The organism is Pseudoduganella sp. (genome assembly GCF_041914865.1).
In the GTDB taxonomy this organism is placed as follows: Bacteria; Pseudomonadota; Gammaproteobacteria; order Burkholderiales; family Burkholderiaceae_D; genus Rugamonas.
Genome location: NZ_JAYSCO010000039.1, coordinates 16,757 through 32,077 on the forward strand (window position 1 = coordinate 16,757; position 15,321 = coordinate 32,077).

The 15,321-nt window shown below is 65.1% G+C and carries 15 protein-coding genes; 10 read left to right on the forward strand and 5 right to left on the reverse strand.

Translation table 11 applies throughout. From position 1 onward, the window contains the following. Positions 1-9: 9 nt before the first annotated feature. Positions 10-312: a c-type cytochrome gene (locus tag ACE3TQ_RS17645; RefSeq protein WP_374583597.1), complete on the reverse strand. Its 303-nt coding sequence runs from the start codon at positions 310-312 to the stop codon at positions 10-12. A 145-nt stretch (positions 313-457) separates the two neighbouring features. Here ACE3TQ_RS17645 and ACE3TQ_RS17650 point away from each other — a divergent pair, with 145 nt between their 5' ends. From ACE3TQ_RS17650 to ACE3TQ_RS17665, 4 genes are all read left to right on the forward strand, one after another. Beyond that, on the forward strand, positions 458-700 hold the full coding sequence (locus ACE3TQ_RS17650) for a type II toxin-antitoxin system Phd/YefM family antitoxin (protein WP_374583598.1): 243 nt from the start codon (positions 458-460) through the stop codon (positions 698-700). Continuing rightward, positions 697-1,116, forward strand: a complete 420-nt coding sequence (locus tag ACE3TQ_RS17655) for a type II toxin-antitoxin system VapC family toxin (RefSeq protein WP_374583599.1) — start codon at positions 697-699, stop codon at positions 1,114-1,116. The genes ACE3TQ_RS17650 and ACE3TQ_RS17655 overlap by 4 nt, the downstream gene beginning before the upstream one ends. 63 nt (positions 1,117-1,179) lie before the next feature. Next, positions 1,180-4,716: a DNA polymerase III subunit alpha gene (gene dnaE / locus ACE3TQ_RS17660; protein ID WP_374583600.1), complete on the forward strand. Its 3,537-nt coding sequence runs from the start codon at positions 1,180-1,182 to the stop codon at positions 4,714-4,716. A 10-nt stretch (positions 4,717-4,726) separates the two neighbouring features. Further along, positions 4,727-4,990 carry a KTSC domain-containing protein gene (locus ACE3TQ_RS17665; RefSeq protein WP_374583601.1) on the forward strand — a complete coding sequence of 88 codons (264 nt, stop codon included), beginning with the start codon at positions 4,727-4,729 and terminating at the stop codon, positions 4,988-4,990. A gap of 103 nt (positions 4,991-5,093) precedes the next feature. Here ACE3TQ_RS17665 and ACE3TQ_RS17670 read toward each other — a convergent pair whose 3' ends face one another. After that, positions 5,094-5,324 carry a DUF6139 family protein gene (locus tag ACE3TQ_RS17670; RefSeq protein ID WP_374583626.1) on the reverse strand — a complete coding sequence of 77 codons (231 nt, stop codon included), beginning with the start codon at positions 5,322-5,324 and terminating at the stop codon, positions 5,094-5,096. A 61-nt stretch (positions 5,325-5,385) separates the two neighbouring features. After that, the gene (locus ACE3TQ_RS17675) at positions 5,386-6,288 is read right to left on the reverse strand and encodes a VirK/YbjX family protein (RefSeq protein ID WP_374583602.1); all 903 of its coding nucleotides are present in this window, start codon (positions 6,286-6,288) and stop codon (positions 5,386-5,388) included. Between the two features lie 189 nt (positions 6,289-6,477). Between ACE3TQ_RS17675 and ACE3TQ_RS17680 the strand changes: the two genes are divergently transcribed. Then, on the forward strand, positions 6,478-8,037 hold the full coding sequence (locus ACE3TQ_RS17680; protein WP_374583603.1) for an ATP-binding protein: 1,560 nt from the start codon (positions 6,478-6,480) through the stop codon (positions 8,035-8,037). Then, a complete protein-coding gene (locus ACE3TQ_RS17685; protein WP_374583604.1) occupies positions 8,034-8,642 on the forward strand; it encodes a response regulator transcription factor in 609 nt (202 codons plus the stop codon). Before ACE3TQ_RS17680 ends, ACE3TQ_RS17685 begins: the two co-directional genes overlap by 4 nt. Here the strand turns inward: ACE3TQ_RS17685 and ACE3TQ_RS17690 are convergent. Further along, positions 8,639-10,894 carry a glycosyltransferase family 9 protein gene (locus ACE3TQ_RS17690; RefSeq protein ID WP_374583605.1) on the reverse strand — a complete coding sequence of 752 codons (2,256 nt, stop codon included), beginning with the start codon at positions 10,892-10,894 and terminating at the stop codon, positions 8,639-8,641. The two genes, ACE3TQ_RS17685 and ACE3TQ_RS17690, sit on opposite strands and share 4 nt — an antisense overlap. Positions 10,895-11,034: 140 nt before the next feature. Here ACE3TQ_RS17690 and waaF point away from each other — a divergent pair, with 140 nt between their 5' ends. From waaF to ACE3TQ_RS17710, 4 genes are read left to right on the forward strand one after another with little or no spacing between them, the layout of a single operon-like run. Continuing rightward, entirely contained in the window at positions 11,035-12,072 is a 1,038-nt protein-coding gene (gene waaF, locus ACE3TQ_RS17695) for a lipopolysaccharide heptosyltransferase II (protein WP_374583606.1), read from the forward strand. Next, a complete protein-coding gene (locus ACE3TQ_RS17700; RefSeq protein ID WP_374583607.1) occupies positions 12,069-12,767 on the forward strand; it encodes an alpha/beta fold hydrolase in 699 nt (232 codons plus the stop codon). Before waaF ends, ACE3TQ_RS17700 begins: the two co-directional genes overlap by 4 nt. Next, positions 12,761-13,300, forward strand: coding sequence for a hypothetical protein (locus tag ACE3TQ_RS17705; protein WP_374583608.1), 540 nt, complete (start codon positions 12,761-12,763; stop codon positions 13,298-13,300). The genes ACE3TQ_RS17700 and ACE3TQ_RS17705 overlap by 7 nt, the downstream gene beginning before the upstream one ends. A 23-nt stretch (positions 13,301-13,323) precedes the next feature. Next, positions 13,324-13,680 carry a winged helix-turn-helix domain-containing protein gene (locus ACE3TQ_RS17710; protein WP_374583609.1) on the forward strand — a complete coding sequence of 119 codons (357 nt, stop codon included), beginning with the start codon at positions 13,324-13,326 and terminating at the stop codon, positions 13,678-13,680. Here the strand turns inward: ACE3TQ_RS17710 and ACE3TQ_RS17715 are convergent, their stop codons facing one another. After that, on the reverse strand, positions 13,681-15,252 hold the full coding sequence (locus ACE3TQ_RS17715) for a methyl-accepting chemotaxis protein (RefSeq protein WP_374583610.1): 1,572 nt from the start codon (positions 15,250-15,252) through the stop codon (positions 13,681-13,683). It lies immediately after the preceding gene. Positions 15,253-15,321: the final 69 nt, after the last annotated feature.

Consider the following 15,321-nt stretch of genomic DNA (forward strand, 5'->3'; position numbering starts at 1 on the left):
CGTTAGCGCTTACTTCTGCGCCAGCACCCAGCGCACCAGCTGGTGCGCCTCAGCGTCGGTCACCTGGTTGGGCGGCATCGGCACCGCGCCCCAGACGCCGGATCCGCCTTGCAGGACCTTGAGCACCAGTTTGTCCTCGGCCCCCTTATCGCTCTTGTATTTGGCGGCGACATCCTTGAAGGATGGGCCGACCAGCTTCTTGGCCATCGCGTGGCAGGCGAAGCAGCTTTTCGATTTGGCCAGTTGCTCGGCGTCGTTCGCCTGGGCGGTCAGCGCGGCGGACATCAGCAAGGCGGCAGCGACGATTTTCATGGTGTTCTCCGAAGGAATGTGTAGCCCATTCTAAACCGGCTCCTGCCGAAATCCCGCGCAATTTGCAACCATCTGTGTCTGCTTGTACAGGTCAGGAGGCGACCTATACTGAACTAGTTAGTGAACTAGTTCTAATAGGCCCAACATGTATAGGGAAATCGGCGCGTTCGATGCTAAAGCCCGCCTTTCGGAGCTGTTGCGTGAGGTCGCGGAGCGACAACGTTTCACCATTTCTGTGCGTGGAAAGCCGGTGGCCGACCTTGTCCCTTCCGAAGCCAACGCTCGGCAGGACATTCAGGCCACGATCGATGCGTTGCGCAAGATTGAGCTGATCAAAGGGGTTGGCGACGACGAAATCCGGGACTGGATCCGCGAAGGCCGGCAATGAAACTGGTGCTGGATGCTTCCATGGTCCTGGCATGGCAATTTGCGCGGCAGGATGCTATTGAGCAGGCTTGTGCAGCGCGCCTGCGCGATCACCTGGCCGACTTCGAACTATTGGCGCCTGCATTCCTGCATCTGGAGCTTGCCAACGGTTTGTTGGTGGGGGAGCGGCGGGGGATGCTGACAGTTGCCCAAGCCGAAGCGTTTTTACAGCTGGTGGATGCGCTCCCCCTGGTGATGGAAGCTATTTCACCAGTCGTGCAAAGACGGCAAGTATTGCATCGGGCGCGATTGTGCGGGCTGACTGTCTATGGCGCGAGCTATCTGGATCTGGCTTTGCGCACAGGAGCAATTTTGGCAACCTTTGACCGCCAGTTGGCCGCTGCCATGCGGGCGGTGGGCGGGAAGGTATACGAATAGCGGTAGCCCGAGCTCAGGCGGTAAAATAGCGGGATATCCGACTATCCATCGACCGCCCGCCCAATGAGCATTGAAACAATCGACCAGCCAGTAGACGCCGCGCCAGCCCAGGCGCCCGCCGGACCGCAATTCGTCCACCTGCGTGTGCACACGGAGTATTCGATTGTCGACGGCCTGGTGCGCTATGACGACATGATCAAGAAGGCGGTCAAGGACGGGCAGGGCGCCCTGGCCGTGACCGACCTGGCCAATATGTTCTGCATGGTGCGCTTCTACAAGGCGGCGCGCGGCAAGGGCATCAAGCCGATCATCGGTGTCGATACCTGGATCACCAACGACGAAAACCGCGACAAGCCGCACCGCATCATGCTGTATGCGAAGAACCGCATGGGCTACCTGCAGCTGTGCGAGCTGCTGTCGGAAGCGTGGCTGAACAACCAGTACAAGGGCCGCGCCGAAATCCGCACCGAATGGCTGCGCGACCTGCCGAACAAGGAGTACCCGCTGCTGCCGGGCGTTGACCCGCGCGACTGCCTGATCGCACTGTCCGGCGCCCACTTCGGCGACATCGGCCAGGCCATCGAGAACGGCAACCTGGAGCTGGCGGAAGCCAATGCCCGCAAGTGGGCCGAGATTTTCCCGAACGGCCATTTCTACATCGAGATCCAGCGCGCCGGCCAGGCCAACCAGGAAGTGCAGGTGCGCCAGTCGGTGGCGCTGGCGGCCAAGCTTGGCCTGCCGGTGGTGGCCACGCACCCGGTGCAGTTCCTGTCGCAGGACGAGTACATCGCCCACGAGGCGCGCGTCTGTATCGCGGAAGGCGAGATGCTGGCCAACGCCAAGCGGGTCAAGCGCTTCAACGAGCAGATGCGCTTCCTCACGCAAGCGGAAATGGCGGAGCTGTTCCACGACCTGCCTGCTGCCCTGCAAAACTCGGTGGAGATCGCCAAGCGCTGCAACCTGAACCTGGTGCTGGGCAAGCCGCAGCTGCCGAACTTCCCGACCCCGGGCATGACCATCGACGAATTCCTGGTCGCGGAAACCACCAAGGGCCTGGAAGAACGCCTGATCCAGCTCTTCCCCGATCCGGAGAAGCGCGAGAAGGAGCGCCCGCGCTACGAGGCGCGCCTGAAGTTCGAGAACGACACCATCATCAAGATGAAGTTCCCGGGCTACTTCCTGATCGTTGCGGAGTTTATCCAGTGGGGCAAGAACAATGGCGTGCCGATCGGCCCGGGCCGTGGTTCCGGTGCCGGCTCGCTGGTGGCGTATGCGCTGAAGATTACCGACCTGGACCCGCTGAAATACAACCTGCTGTTCGAACGTTTCCTGAACCCTGAGCGCGTATCGATGCCCGACTTCGATATTGACTTCTGCCAGGAGAAGCGCGAACTGGTGATCCAGCACGTGAAGGACCTGTACGGCCGCGAAGCGGTGTCGCAGATCGCCACCTTCGGCACCATGGCGGCGAAGGGCGCAATCCGCGACGTGGGCCGCGTGATGGACTTCGGCTACAACTTCTGCGACGGCGTCTCCAAGCTGATTCCGTTCAAGCCGGGCAAGCCGGTCTCCATCGCCGAGGCGATCGAAGAGGAGCCGCTGCTGAAAGAGCGCCAGGAGAACGAAGAAGAAGTGCGCCAGCTGCTCGACCTGGCGCAGCAGGTGGAAGGCATCACCCGTAACATTGGCATGCACGCCGGCGGCGTGCTGATCGCGCCCGGCAAGCTGACCGATTTCTGCCCGCTGTACACCCAGTCCGGCGACTCGGGCGTGGTATCGCAGTTCGACAAGGACGATGTGGAGGCCATCGGCCTGGTGAAGTTCGACTTCCTGGGCCTGACCACGCTGACCATCCTGGACCGCGCGGTCAACTACATCAAAGACCTCGACCCGGCGCTGGCCGATTTCGACCTGGCCAAGCTGCCGCTGAACGACCGTCCGACCTACGAGCTGCTGACCAAGGCGAAGACCGTCGCCGTGTTCCAGCTTGAATCGCGCGGCATGCAGGGCATGCTGAAAGACGCGCGTCCTGACCGCTTCGAAGACATTATCGCGCTGGTGGCGCTGTACCGCCCGGGCCCGATGGACCTGATCCCGGACTTCTGCAAGCGTAAGCACGGCGAGAAATTCGATTACCCCGATCCCCGCACCGAGGGCATCCTGTCCGAAACCTACGGCATCATGGTTTACCAGGAACAGGTTATGCAGATGGCGCAGATCATCGGCGGCTACTCGCTGGGCGGCGCGGACATGCTGCGCCGTGCGATGGGTAAGAAAAAAGCCGAAGAGATGGCGGAGCACCGCGAGATCTTCCGCAAGGGCGCGCAAGAGGGCGGCCTGACCATCGAGAAGGCCGACGAGATCTTCGACTTGATGGAGAAGTTCGCCGGCTACGGCTTCAACAAATCGCACGCGGCTGCGTATGCGCTGCTGTCGTACCACACCGCGTATTTGAAGCACCACCACACCGCAGCGTTCATGGCAGCCAACATGTCCTTGGCCATGGACGATACGGAGAAGGTGAAGATTCTGGTGGAAGACTCGATCGACGTCTGCGGCCTGACCATCCTGCCGCCGGACGTCAACAAGTCGGCCTACCACTTCCGCCCGGACGGCGAGCCGGGCAAGAAAGCCACCAAGATCCGCTATGGCCTGGGCGGCGTGAAGGGCGCCGGCCAGAACGCGATCGAAGCGATCATCGCCGCCCGCACCGCCGGCGGCCCGTTCACCAGCCTGTTCGACTTCTGCAAACGCGTCGACAAGAAGCAGATGAACCGCCGCACCATCGAAGCCCTGATCCGTGCCGGCGCGTTCGACTGCTTCGGCGTCGACCGCGCGGTGCTGTTTGCCTCGGTCAGCTTCGCCATGGAATACGCCGACCAGGAAGCCAAATCGGCCAACCAGGTCAGCCTGTTCGGCGGCGATGATTCCGACCTGGTGGCGCCGCCCGACTATGTGCAGGCCTTGCCGTGGACCGACCGCGAAAAGCTGGCGGAGGAGAAGATCGCGCTGGGCTACTACCTGTCCGGCCACATGTTCGACTCCTACCAGGCCGAAGCGCGCCGCTTCGCCCGCACCAAGCTGTCCGAACTCGAACCATCGCGCGAACCGCGCATGATGTGCGGCGTGATTTCCGGCATCCGCACCCAGATGACCCAGCGCGGCAAGCTGCTGATCGTCACGCTGGACGACAAGACCGCCGTGGTGGAAGTCACCGTCTACAACGAAGTCTTTGAACCGAACAAGCACATGTTCAAGGAAGACGAATTCCTGTGCGTGACGGGCAAGGTATCGGAAGACCGCTTCTCCGGCGGCCTGCGCATTTCCGCCGAAAAGGTGTACAACATCACCGCCGCGCGCATCCAGTTCGGGCGCCAGATCGGGCTCGCGCTACCGCAAGCCGTGCCCTCGGCCAAGCTGGCCGAAGTACTCGGCCCGCACCGCGACACCTACGGCCTGCCGGTCTCCATGCGCGTGAAACCGCAAGGCATCGACTGCGTGCTGCAGCTGGGCGACGACTGGCGCGTCGCCCCCTCGGACGAACTGAAGACCGCGCTCGAGCAAGCGCTGGGCGCGCAGGAAGTCGCCATCGAATATTAAGGAGGCGCCCATGGAGATGAAACGCATCAACGCCGGCAAGCTGCGCGCGATTGGCTACGACGAACGCACGCGCGTGCTGCGCGTCGAGTTCGACGACGGCAGCGCGATCGACTACGACAGCGTCAGCCGCGACATCTGGCAACGCTTCTCCAGCACCGGCAGCGCCTGGAGCTTCTACCGCGACAACATCGAAGAAGAGTTCACCGGCCGCAAAGGCCGCGCCAAGCCGCAAGCCAGCACCCGCCCCCCTGGACTCGACGATCTGTTCGGCTGAAAAAAATGGGGACGTACCCCATTTAATTGGCAACTTTTTTCCTGCGGGAAAAAGTTGCCAATTAAATGGGGTACGTCCCCATTTTTTTTCCCCATTTTTTCCTTTACATGTCTTTCAGGGAGGTGATGGCGTAGCCTTTGCTCCCCATCTGCTGGGTCAGCTTGTCGATGTGGTAGTCGGGCAGGGCTTGCACGTCGTCTTCTACTTCCAGTGATTGCTCAGCTGGCAGCCAGTCGGTATTGATGGCTTCTTGTGGGATGGGTTTGCCCTCGGGCACGGCGAGGTAGGAAAAAATGCCGTTGTGTTCGGCGCGACGATAGATATCCAGGCGCATCTTCATCTCCCTTCAACTTGTCCTACGCACAGGCTGCGTAACGCTTCGATTCTACACCCGCTTATGCCACTTTTGCAGGCGCCATTTTCGCCAGTACCGAAAGATTGATCTGGGTCATCAAATCGTGGCGGCGGCGCATTTCGGCGCGTTTCTTCGATGGAATTTGTTCCATGTCCGGCGCCTGCAGCGGGCTGCACGGCAGCTGCCAGTCGCCATCGGGACGGCTGGCGGCGCCCATTTCCTGCCACAGGCTGTCGTAGCAGGCTTTGACCTTGCCTTTGCGGATCGATTTGCCGCACACGGTGCGGTTGCTGTTGCCCACCAGGACCAGGCGCTCGCAGCCCCAGGCGTGGCCGAGCTGGCTGACCAGCTTGATCAGCAGGTTCTTCGGGCGCAGGCCGTGCAGGTCGCGTGTCGCCTCGCGCCCCAGTTCGAGGCCGCCGCCGCATTGCGGGCCTTGCACGCAGCCAATGCCGATCTGGCGCGCCTGGCCTTCCTGCATGAAGGAGAAGGCCAGCGAGTACACCAGGGTGCCCTGGCACAGCAGCTGCAGCACCAGCTCGCCCTCCCGTTCCATCGGCACGACGGCGCGCAGTTCGATGGTATAGTGTGCGCCCGATTTTCCCGTGAAGCTGGCCAGCTCCAGCCCGTGGCGCGCGGCTTGCACCGTGGCTTCGCCCAAGCCTTGCTGCAGGATGAAGCGGTAGTGGTCGGCGAGGGCGGCCAGGCGGCCGTGCTGGCAGTAGCGCTTGCTGAGCCAGGGGCGGTAGATCTTGTGGATCAGGCGCGGCTGCAGGGCGGCCAGCTCGCGCAAGGCAGCGTGGGAATTGAGCAGGTCGAGCCAGCCGCGCGTCAGGCGCGGGGCGCCCAGGGCGCGCATGTGCAGCTTCAGCCCTGCCGTAAAACGGGACAGCGGCGATTTGGGTTCCAGCCCGGAACGCAGGGTGATAGCGTGCTGATACATGGTGTTATAAAAGCGAAACAGTGCGTTACAATCCGACAATGCTAATTGCACCGCATTGGTGCGGCAATACTGTAGGTTTTCGTACGCGTTCCGCTTATGTGTTGCTGTGAATCAATGCGTGTTGCTTCATGTGTGATTCCTGCTTCACGTCTGTCGGTTACGTAAAACACTTAGTTGCGAATTTTTCCCATGCGCTTTCCTCCTCTGTTGCCGGCAGCTGGTTTTATACTGGTCTACCTGCTTTTTGACTGGCTGAGCTATGTCGAACCCTTGCTTGGGCTCAACATCACGCCTTGGAATCCGGATACGGCGCTGGGCCTGGTGTTCTGGCTGGTGTATGGGCGGCGCGCGGCCTTGCCCTGGTTCCTGGCCCTGGTGGCGGGCGACGTGCTGGTGCGCGGCATGCCGGGCGGGCCGCTTGGCACCGTCCTGACGGCGGGCTGGCTGACCTGCGCTTACGGCTTGCTGGGCGAGGCGCTGCGCAAGGCGCTGGCGGGGGCTTCGATCTTCGCCTCGCGCCGCAGCTTCTACCGCTGGCTGGCGCTGGTGGCGACCGGCACCATGCTGAATGCGGTGATCCATATTTCGCTGCTGGCCTGGCAGGGACTGGTGCCGTGGGAGGTCTGGCTGCGTGCCGCCTGGCGTTTCGGATTCGGCGATATGGTGGGTGTGGTGGTCAGCATGCCGCTGCTGCTGAAGCTCGCTACCCCGGAGGGCCGGGCGCGCCTGCGCGCGGCGACCTGGCGGCCGGAGACCCTGGGTTACCTGGCGCTGGCCATCTTCGTGCTGTGGGCGGTGTTCGGCTACATCATGACGTCCGAGTTCAAGCACTTCTATTTCCTGTTCCTGCCTTTGATCTGGGCCGCTTCGCGCCAGGGCGTGCATGGCGCGGCGCTGGTGGTGTTCGTGCTGCAGCTGGCGATCGTCACGCTGGTCAAGGCTAACCAGGCCAACAACATCACGGTGTCGGAGCTGCAGCTGCTGGACGCGGTGCTGGCGCTGGTGGGCTTCTTTATCGGTATCGTGGTCGACGAGCGGCGCCAGGTGGCGGAGGAGCTGAAGCAGACCTTGCGCCTGGCGGCGGCGGGCGAGATGGCGGCGGCGCTGGCGCATGAATTGAACCAGCCGATGACGGCGCTGGCGGTGTACGGCAAGGCGTGCGAACATTTGCTGGCGCGCGGCGAGACGGGCGAGCTGCTGAGGAACGCCATCGGCCAGATGATCAACGAGTCGGCGCGCGCGGCGGAGGTGGTGCGCCGCCTGCGCGATTTCTTCCGTACCGGCGCCATGCAGCTGGAAACGGTGGGCGCGGCGGCTTTGATGGCGGGCATCGTGCAGCAGTTCCGGCCGCAGTTCCATGAGCATGGGGTGCAGCTGGCCGTGGCGCCGGCGCCGGCGCTGGCGGTGCAGGTGGACCGCCTGCAGATTGAACTGGTGCTGCGCAACCTGCTGGCCAATGCGCTGGATGCGGTACGCGCGCAGCCGGCCGGACAGCGCAGCATCAGCATCGTGGCCGAGAACGTGGGCGGCAGGCTGCGCTTCACGGTGGAGGACAGCGGCAGCGGCCTGACGGAGGAGGCGGCGGCGCGCCTGTTCGAGCCTTTCGTCTCGACCAAGGCCAGCGGCATGGGCCTGGGCCTGGTGCTGAGCCGCGCCATTGTGGAGGCCCACGGCGGGACTTTGTGGGCCGAAGTTGCCGCGCATGGCGTCTTTCGTTTTATACTGCCGGCGCTGGATTCTGGAGAATGAACGTGTCCCCCAACCTTACCGTTTTCATCGTTGACGATGATCCTTCGCTGCGCGATGCACTGGGCTTGCTGCTCGGCGTGCGCGGCTACCGCACCGCTGTTTTCGCCAGCGCCGAGGCTTTCCTGCAGGCTTACCAGCCCGAGTGGGCGGGCTGCCTGGTGGCCGACATCCGCATGTCCGGCATGGACGGCCTGGCGCTGCAGCGCAAGCTAAGCGAGATGGAGTGCCTGCTGCCGGTGATTATCGTGACCGGCCATGGCGACGTGAGTTCGGCGCGCGAGGCCTTCAAGGCGCGCGCGGTGGATTTCCTGGAGAAGCCGTTCGATGAGGATAAGCTGATCGCCGCCATCGAGGAGGCGTTCTCGATGCAGCAGCGCCAGCGCCAGGACCAGGACCGCCGCAACCAGCGCGACCAGCTGCTGGCCGAGCTGACGCCGCGCGAGCGCGAGGTGTTTGAACTGGTGGTGATGGGCCGCCATAACCGCGAAATCGCGCCGGAGCTGAACATCAGCGTGCGCACCGTGGAAGTCCACAAGGCACGCCTGATGGCCAAGCTGGGCGTGGACAACGTGGCCGACCTGGTGCGCGTGGCGCTGCGCGACTAAGCGCTCTGGCGCTCCTGGCGCTGCCGGCGCCAGCGCACGATCACATCGCACACCTGCTGCGGGGTGATCGCTTCCATGCAGCGGCAGGCTGCCTTGTCCTGGCATTGGCCGCAGGCCTGGGCGGCGGCCAGGTTTTCGGCCTGGGCGCCCAGCGCGCCCCAGCGCGCAATATCAATCGGTTTGATCGGCGGGAACAGCCCCAGGGTAGGGCGGCCCAGCGCTGCCGACAGGTGCAGCGGGCCGGTGCCGCTGGCCACCAGGCCGTCGGCGCGGCCGATCAGGGCCAGCAGCTCGCGCAGGTCCAGTTTGCCGCACACATTGTTCACATTGGGCAGGGCCAGCAGCGCGGGCGCCTGCTGCGCCAGCAATTCGCCTTCCGCCGCGCTGCCGGTCAGCCACAGCTTCACATCGCCGTAGGCCTGCAGCAGGCGCGCCAGCTGCGTGAAATGGGCCAGCGGCCATTCGCGGCCGTTGCCGTTGGATTTGGTGTGCAGGATCAGGTGGTAGCCTTGCCCGCCCAGCAGGGCGTCGACCTTGTCGCTGGCCGGCGCCTGCAGCCCGTACAGCGGCCAGACTTCCTGCAGCGGCGGCACCTGCTGCAAGCCCAAAGGACGCAGCAGTTCGAAATTCAGCTGCGCTTCGTGCAGCTGCGATTTGACGCGGCTGAAGCGCACCATGTCGTTGCAGGTGAACCAGTGGTAGAAGCGGTGGCTGGTGCCGATGCGGTGGCCGATGCCGGCGCGCCAGGCGGCCATGGCGATGCTGCGTTTGGGGAAGGCCAGCAGCACCGTATCGTAGCCGGCGCTGCGCAAGTGCTGCGCCAGGTCGGGATGGTCTTCCACGGCCACCACTTCATCCACGTGGCGGCACTGGCCCACGGTGTGGGCCGCGTAGCGCCGCACCAGGAAGGTGATGTGCACGCCCGGGTAGCGCTGTTTCAGCCAGCCGGCGATCGGCAGGGTCAGCACCACGTCGCCGATATTGTCGGTGCGCGTGACCAGGATGCGGCGCGGCGCACTGGCGCCGCGCGTCAGGTGCAGGCAGATGCCGGCCAGGCTGCATACCATGGTGACGTAGAACAGCTTGGGCGCCATCAGCCAGAACATGGTGTCGGTCAGGCCGAAGCCGACGAAGCACAGCACCATCACCATGCCGGCCAGGGCCAGCGGGCGCTGCCCCTGGTCGCTGGCGTGCAGCATATGGCGGAAGAACTGGAACGGTGCCGCGTACATCACCAGCAGCAGGCTGAAATCGAGCAGGCCGCCGGTGGCCAGGAAGTGCAGCGCGTCGTTATGGCTGCTGCTGAAGCCGAGCGCGGGCGAGTTCTGGATCATGCCTTGGGCGGCCAGCGCGTGCAGGGCGATGTCGAAGTTGTCGCGCCCCACGCCCAGCCACGGGTTGTCGATGAACATCAGCCAGGAGGCTTTCCACAATTCGAGCCGGATCGCCACCGAGGTGGTGGCGTCGCCGCGCGCCAGGTAGCCCTGGATGTCGGACACGGCTTCCGCCACGCGCTGCGCCACGCCGGTGGCCGGCACCAGGTAGGCCAGCACGCACAGGGCGGCCGCCATGCCCAGCGCCACCAGCATGCGCTTGCCGTGCATCTGGTAGCCGTAGCGCGCCAGCGGCAGCGCCACCAGCGGGAAGGCCAGCCAGCCGCCGCGCGAGGCCGACAGGGCGGAGGCGACGATGCCGGCCAGCAGGGCCAGGGCCGGCAGGTAGCGCAGTTCGCGCGAGGTATTCAGGCTGCAGATCGACATCAGCCCCATGGCCAGGGCCAGGTCGCCGAAGGTGATCGCATGATGGGTAAAGCCTTCGGCGCGCGGCATGCCCCAGAACTGGGTCTGCAGCACGGCCAGCGCGGCGGCGGCCAGGGTGCCATAGCACAGGCCGAGCCAGAAGTGGCGCGGCTGCGGCCGCAGGTGGCAGAACACGCCGATGCAGGCCAGGCCGAACAGCATGCGCGAGGGGCCGTCCAGCGTGCGTAGCGGCTGCTGGTCGAGCACCATGCGCAGCAGCGAAAACAGGAAGAAGGCGCCAAACGCCAGCACCAGCGGGCGCACGCTGCGCCAGTTGTCGCGGTAGCAATCGAACACGCCGTGGCGGAAATGCCAGGCAAACAGGATCAGCGCCAGGGCCTGGATGGCGCCGATGCCGAAGGAGGTGGTCAGGGCCAGGGCCGGCAGGGCGAAGGCCAGCAGATTGGCGTGCAGTCGTGTCTTGGCGGGCGTTAGATCTTGTGTTTCCAGCATGGGACTGCGCAATAATGGTGGGGACTGAAAAGTGCCTGATTATAGCAGCCGGCCCTGTGGCGCCGCGGGCCGGCGCGTGTTGTTGCCGTTGCTGCAATCGGTAATAATGGCTGGTTACTGCATTTGGAAAAATGGACAACATGACTTTGCATTCCGGCCGTACGCTGGTGATTTCGCCCAACTGGATCGGTGACGCCGTGATGGCGCAGCCGCTGCTGCAGCTGCTGAAGGCGGCCCACCCCGGGCGCCCGATCGACGTGCTGGCGCCGCCCGCCGTGTCGCCGGTCTGGCGCCAGATGGAGGAAGTGGCCGAGGTGCTGGAAACGCCGTTCCGCCATGGCGCGCTGCAGCTGAAGGAGCGCTGGCGCTATGCGCGGCTGCTGCGCCAGCGCGGCTATGTCGATGCCTACATCCTGCCCAATACCCTGAAGTACGCCCTGATCCCCTGGCTGGCCGGCATTCCGCGCCGCGTCGGCTACAAGGGCGAAAGCCGCTATGGCCTGGTCAACGTGATGCATTTCGACGATACGCCGCCGCGCCCCATGGTGCCGTTCTACGCGGCGCTGGCGGACGCGCCGCGCGCGCCGCTGCGCGCCGGCCTGCCCAAGCCGCGCATGGCCGCCAGCGCCGGGCAGGTGGCGGCGGCCTGCGCCAAGGTCGGCCTGGACCCGGCGCGGCCGCTGGTGGTGTTCGCGCCGGGCGCGGAGTTCGGCGGCGCCAAGCGCTGGCCGCCGGCCCATTTCGGCCAGCTCGCGCGGCACATCCTGGCGCGCGACCCGCAGGCGCAGGTGGCCCTGCTTGGCTCGCCCAAGGATGCCGACACCTGCAATGAAGTCATCGCAGCGGCAGGCGCTCCCGAAGGCCTGTCCAGCCTGGCCGGCAAGACCAGCCTGGCCGACGCGGTAGCCCTGATCGCGCGTTCGGCGGCGGTGGTCAGCAACGATTCCGGCCTGCTGCACATTGCCTCCGCGCTGAACCGCCCGGTGATCGCGATCTACGGCCCGACCGACCCCGATCATGCGCCGCCGTTCTCCGACCTGGCCGCCTCGATTTCGCTGCGCCTGGAATGCTCGCCGTGCCGCCAGCGCGAGTGCCCGCTCGGCCACCAGAACTGCATGCACGGCATCAGCGCCGGGCAGGTCTGGCAGACCCTGGAACCGATGCTGGCGCCGCGATGACGCCACTGGTCCTGGTCCCCGGCTATATGCTGGACGACGCGCTGTGGGACGGCATGCTGCCCCACCTGCCGCCGGATGCGCCGCTGCATTTTGCCAGCCTGGCGCAAGGCGACAGCATTGCCGCCATGGCGCAGGCGGTGCTGGCGCGCTGCCCTGGGCGTTTCGCCTTGCTCGGCTTTTCCATGGGCGGCTATGTGGCGCGCGAGATCGTGCGCCTGGCGCCGCAGCGGGTGACAGCGCTGGCGCTGGTGGCCAGTTCCAGCCGCGCCGACCCGCCCTTGATGGCCGAGCAGCGCGGCAAGGCCGCGCGCGCGACGCCGCTCGGCCCTTTCCGGGGCCTGGGCCGCGCCGCCATCGCGCAATCGCTGCATCCCGCCAATGCCGCGAATGAAGCGCTGGTGGCGCAAGTGCGCGCCATGGGCGAAAGGCTGGGGCGGGAAGTCTTCATCCGCCAGTCGCTGATCGTGCGCAGCACCGATACCGCGCAGCTGTCGGACATCACGTGCCCGACGCTGGTGCTGCACGGCGCCGAGGACCAGCTGCGCAGCCTGGACGAAGCGCAGGAGCTGGCGCAAGGCATTCCCGGCGCCCGCCTGCAGGTAATCGCCGGGGCAGGGCACCTGATCCCGCTGGAGCAGCCGCAATTGCTGGCGCAAGCACTCGCGCCGATGCTGACCACGCAAAGCCCATGCTGAACCTGCGCCTGCGTTTCTTCATGTTCCTGGCAGCCATGGCCATGCACGGCAGCATGATGGCGCTCAACGAACCGCTGTTCCGCCAAACCGAATTCCTGCAAGGGATAGGCTGGATCTACCTGCCAGCCGGCACGCGCCTGCTCTGCACGCTGCTGTTCGGCGGCGCCGGCGCGCTGGGCCTGCTGGTTTCGGGCTGGATCGCCTGCATGCTGTACTACTTCCCGGGCGATGTGCTGCGCTCCACCATGGGCGCTTTTGCTGGCGCCGTCGGCCCCTACCTGGTGTACCTGGCCGCCAGCCAGCGCCACGGCCTGCGCGCCTCGCTGGCCAACCTCACGCCGAAAACGTTACTGCTGTGCGCCGTCGGCTGCGCGCTGGCCAGCCCCTTGCTGCACCACTTGTGGTTCGCCTTGCGCGGGGACGCCAATATCGTCAGCGGCTTCCTGGTCATGTTCATCGGCGACCTGGCCGGCACGCTGATCGTCATTTATACCGCCAAGGCCATGCTGTTACGCGTGCCGCGCCCGGCATGAGCGCATGCTAAAATTTGCCCGCTATGACTGGCCCGAAACGACCCGCTGACATCTACCTGCGCTTCCTGCAATTGGCCGAAGCGCTGCGCGGCTTGCCGTCCCTGCCGGCGCTCGACCCGCTGGAGGAGCGCATCCTTGGCATCATCGCGCGCGCCGGCCAGGAACAGGCGCGCCTGTCGGTGCGCGATATGCTGGGCCATAAGGAATTGGGTGCGCCGGCCACGGTGCATAACCGCCTGACCTCGATGCGCGAAAAAGGCTGGATCATGCTGAGCGATACCGAAGACTCGCGCCGCAAGCAGATCGAACTCACGCAAGCGGCGCTGCAGCACTTCGACAAACTCTCCAGCTGCCTGGTGCAGGCAGCCAGCAATAGCTGATCAGATGGCCAGGCGCGCGCGCGCCTGGGCCGGCTGGCCGGCCAGCTTGAAGCGGCCCACCTGGCCGGTCAGGCGGCCCGCTTCGTCCTGCATGGCGCTGGCCGCAGCCGCCGCCTGTTCCACCAGCGCCGCGTTCTGCTGCGTCACATTATCCAGCTGAACGATCGCCTGGTTGACCTGCTCAATGCCCACCGTCTGCTCGCTGCTGGCGGTGGCGATCTCGGACATGATCGACGTCACGCGCTGGATGCTGGCCACCACTTCGTTCATGGTGCTGCCGGCCTGGTTCACCAGCGCGCTGCCGGCCTGCACCTGCTGCACCGTATCGTTGATCAGGTCCTTGATTTCGCCCGCCGCCTGCGCGCTGCGCTGGGCCAGGTTGCGCACTTCGCTTGCCACCACCGCAAAGCCGCGCCCCTGCTCACCGGCGCGCGCCGCTTCCACCGCCGCATTCAGGGCCAGGATATTGGTCTGGAACGCGATGCCGTCGATCACGGAAATGATGTCCACGATGCGGGTCGAGGCGGCGTTGATCGAACCCATGGTGTTCACCACTTCGTTCACCACCGTGCCGCCGCGCGTCGCCACGTCCGAAGCCGTCGCCGCCAGCTCGCGCGCGGTGCGCGCATTGTCGGCGTTATTGCGCACGGCGGAAGTCAGCTGCTCCATGGACGACGCGGTTTCCTCCAGCGTGCTGGCCTGGTGCTCAGTGCGAGACGACAGGTCGTGGTTGCCGGACGCGATTTGCTGCGACGCAGTGGCAATGCTCTCCGTGCCCTGGCGCACCTCGGTCACGATGCCGGCCAGGCTGTCGTTCATCGACTTCAGCGCCTTCAGCAGCTGCGCCGGCTCGTCCTCGCCATGCGCCTCGATGCGGCGGCTCAAGTCGCCGTTGGCCACGGTTTGCGCGATCTCCACCGCAACGTTGAGCGGCTTGACGATGGAGCGCGTGGTCATCCACGCAAAGCCCACGCCCAGCCCCACTGCCGCCACGCCCAGCGTGATCAGCAGGTTGCGACCGCTGCGGTTGCCGGCCTGGATTTCGTCGGCAATCGCATCCAGGTTTTTGTGTTCCGCTTCCGTCACTTCATCCAGCGCGCCCAGGTAGCTCACGCGGCGCGCCTCCATGTCCACGAACAGGCGCGCGGCGGTTTCCATATCGCCCTCGGCCTTGGCCTTGTAGACGGCCTTGCGCTGGTCGACGTAGGCCTTGCGGTTGGCCAGCACTTTTTCATACGCCGCGCGCGAAGCAGGGTGGGTCAGGATCTTGCCCAGCAAGTCCTGGATTTCGGTGGCGCGGCCGGAGGCGGCCGCCATCTGTGCTTCAATCGATTTCTGCTGCGCCGGGTCGGACACCATATAGGCCGCCGTGGTGCGCGCCGCATTCACCTCGACCACTTTCTGCCACTCGGCGACCAGGCGCTCATTGCGCACATTCTCCGCCACCAGCGCCTCCGTCTTCACGCTTGCGCTTTGCAGGCGCAGGATGCCCACCACCGTCATCACCGCCAGCAGCAGTAGCACCACAGCGAACGCCAAGCCAAGACGTGTGCCGATTTTCAGGTTCTTCATTGTGAGTTCTCCCCTCCAGAATGTTTCACCATGGTAACTCTAAAAATATCAGTACTGAACAAATAAATT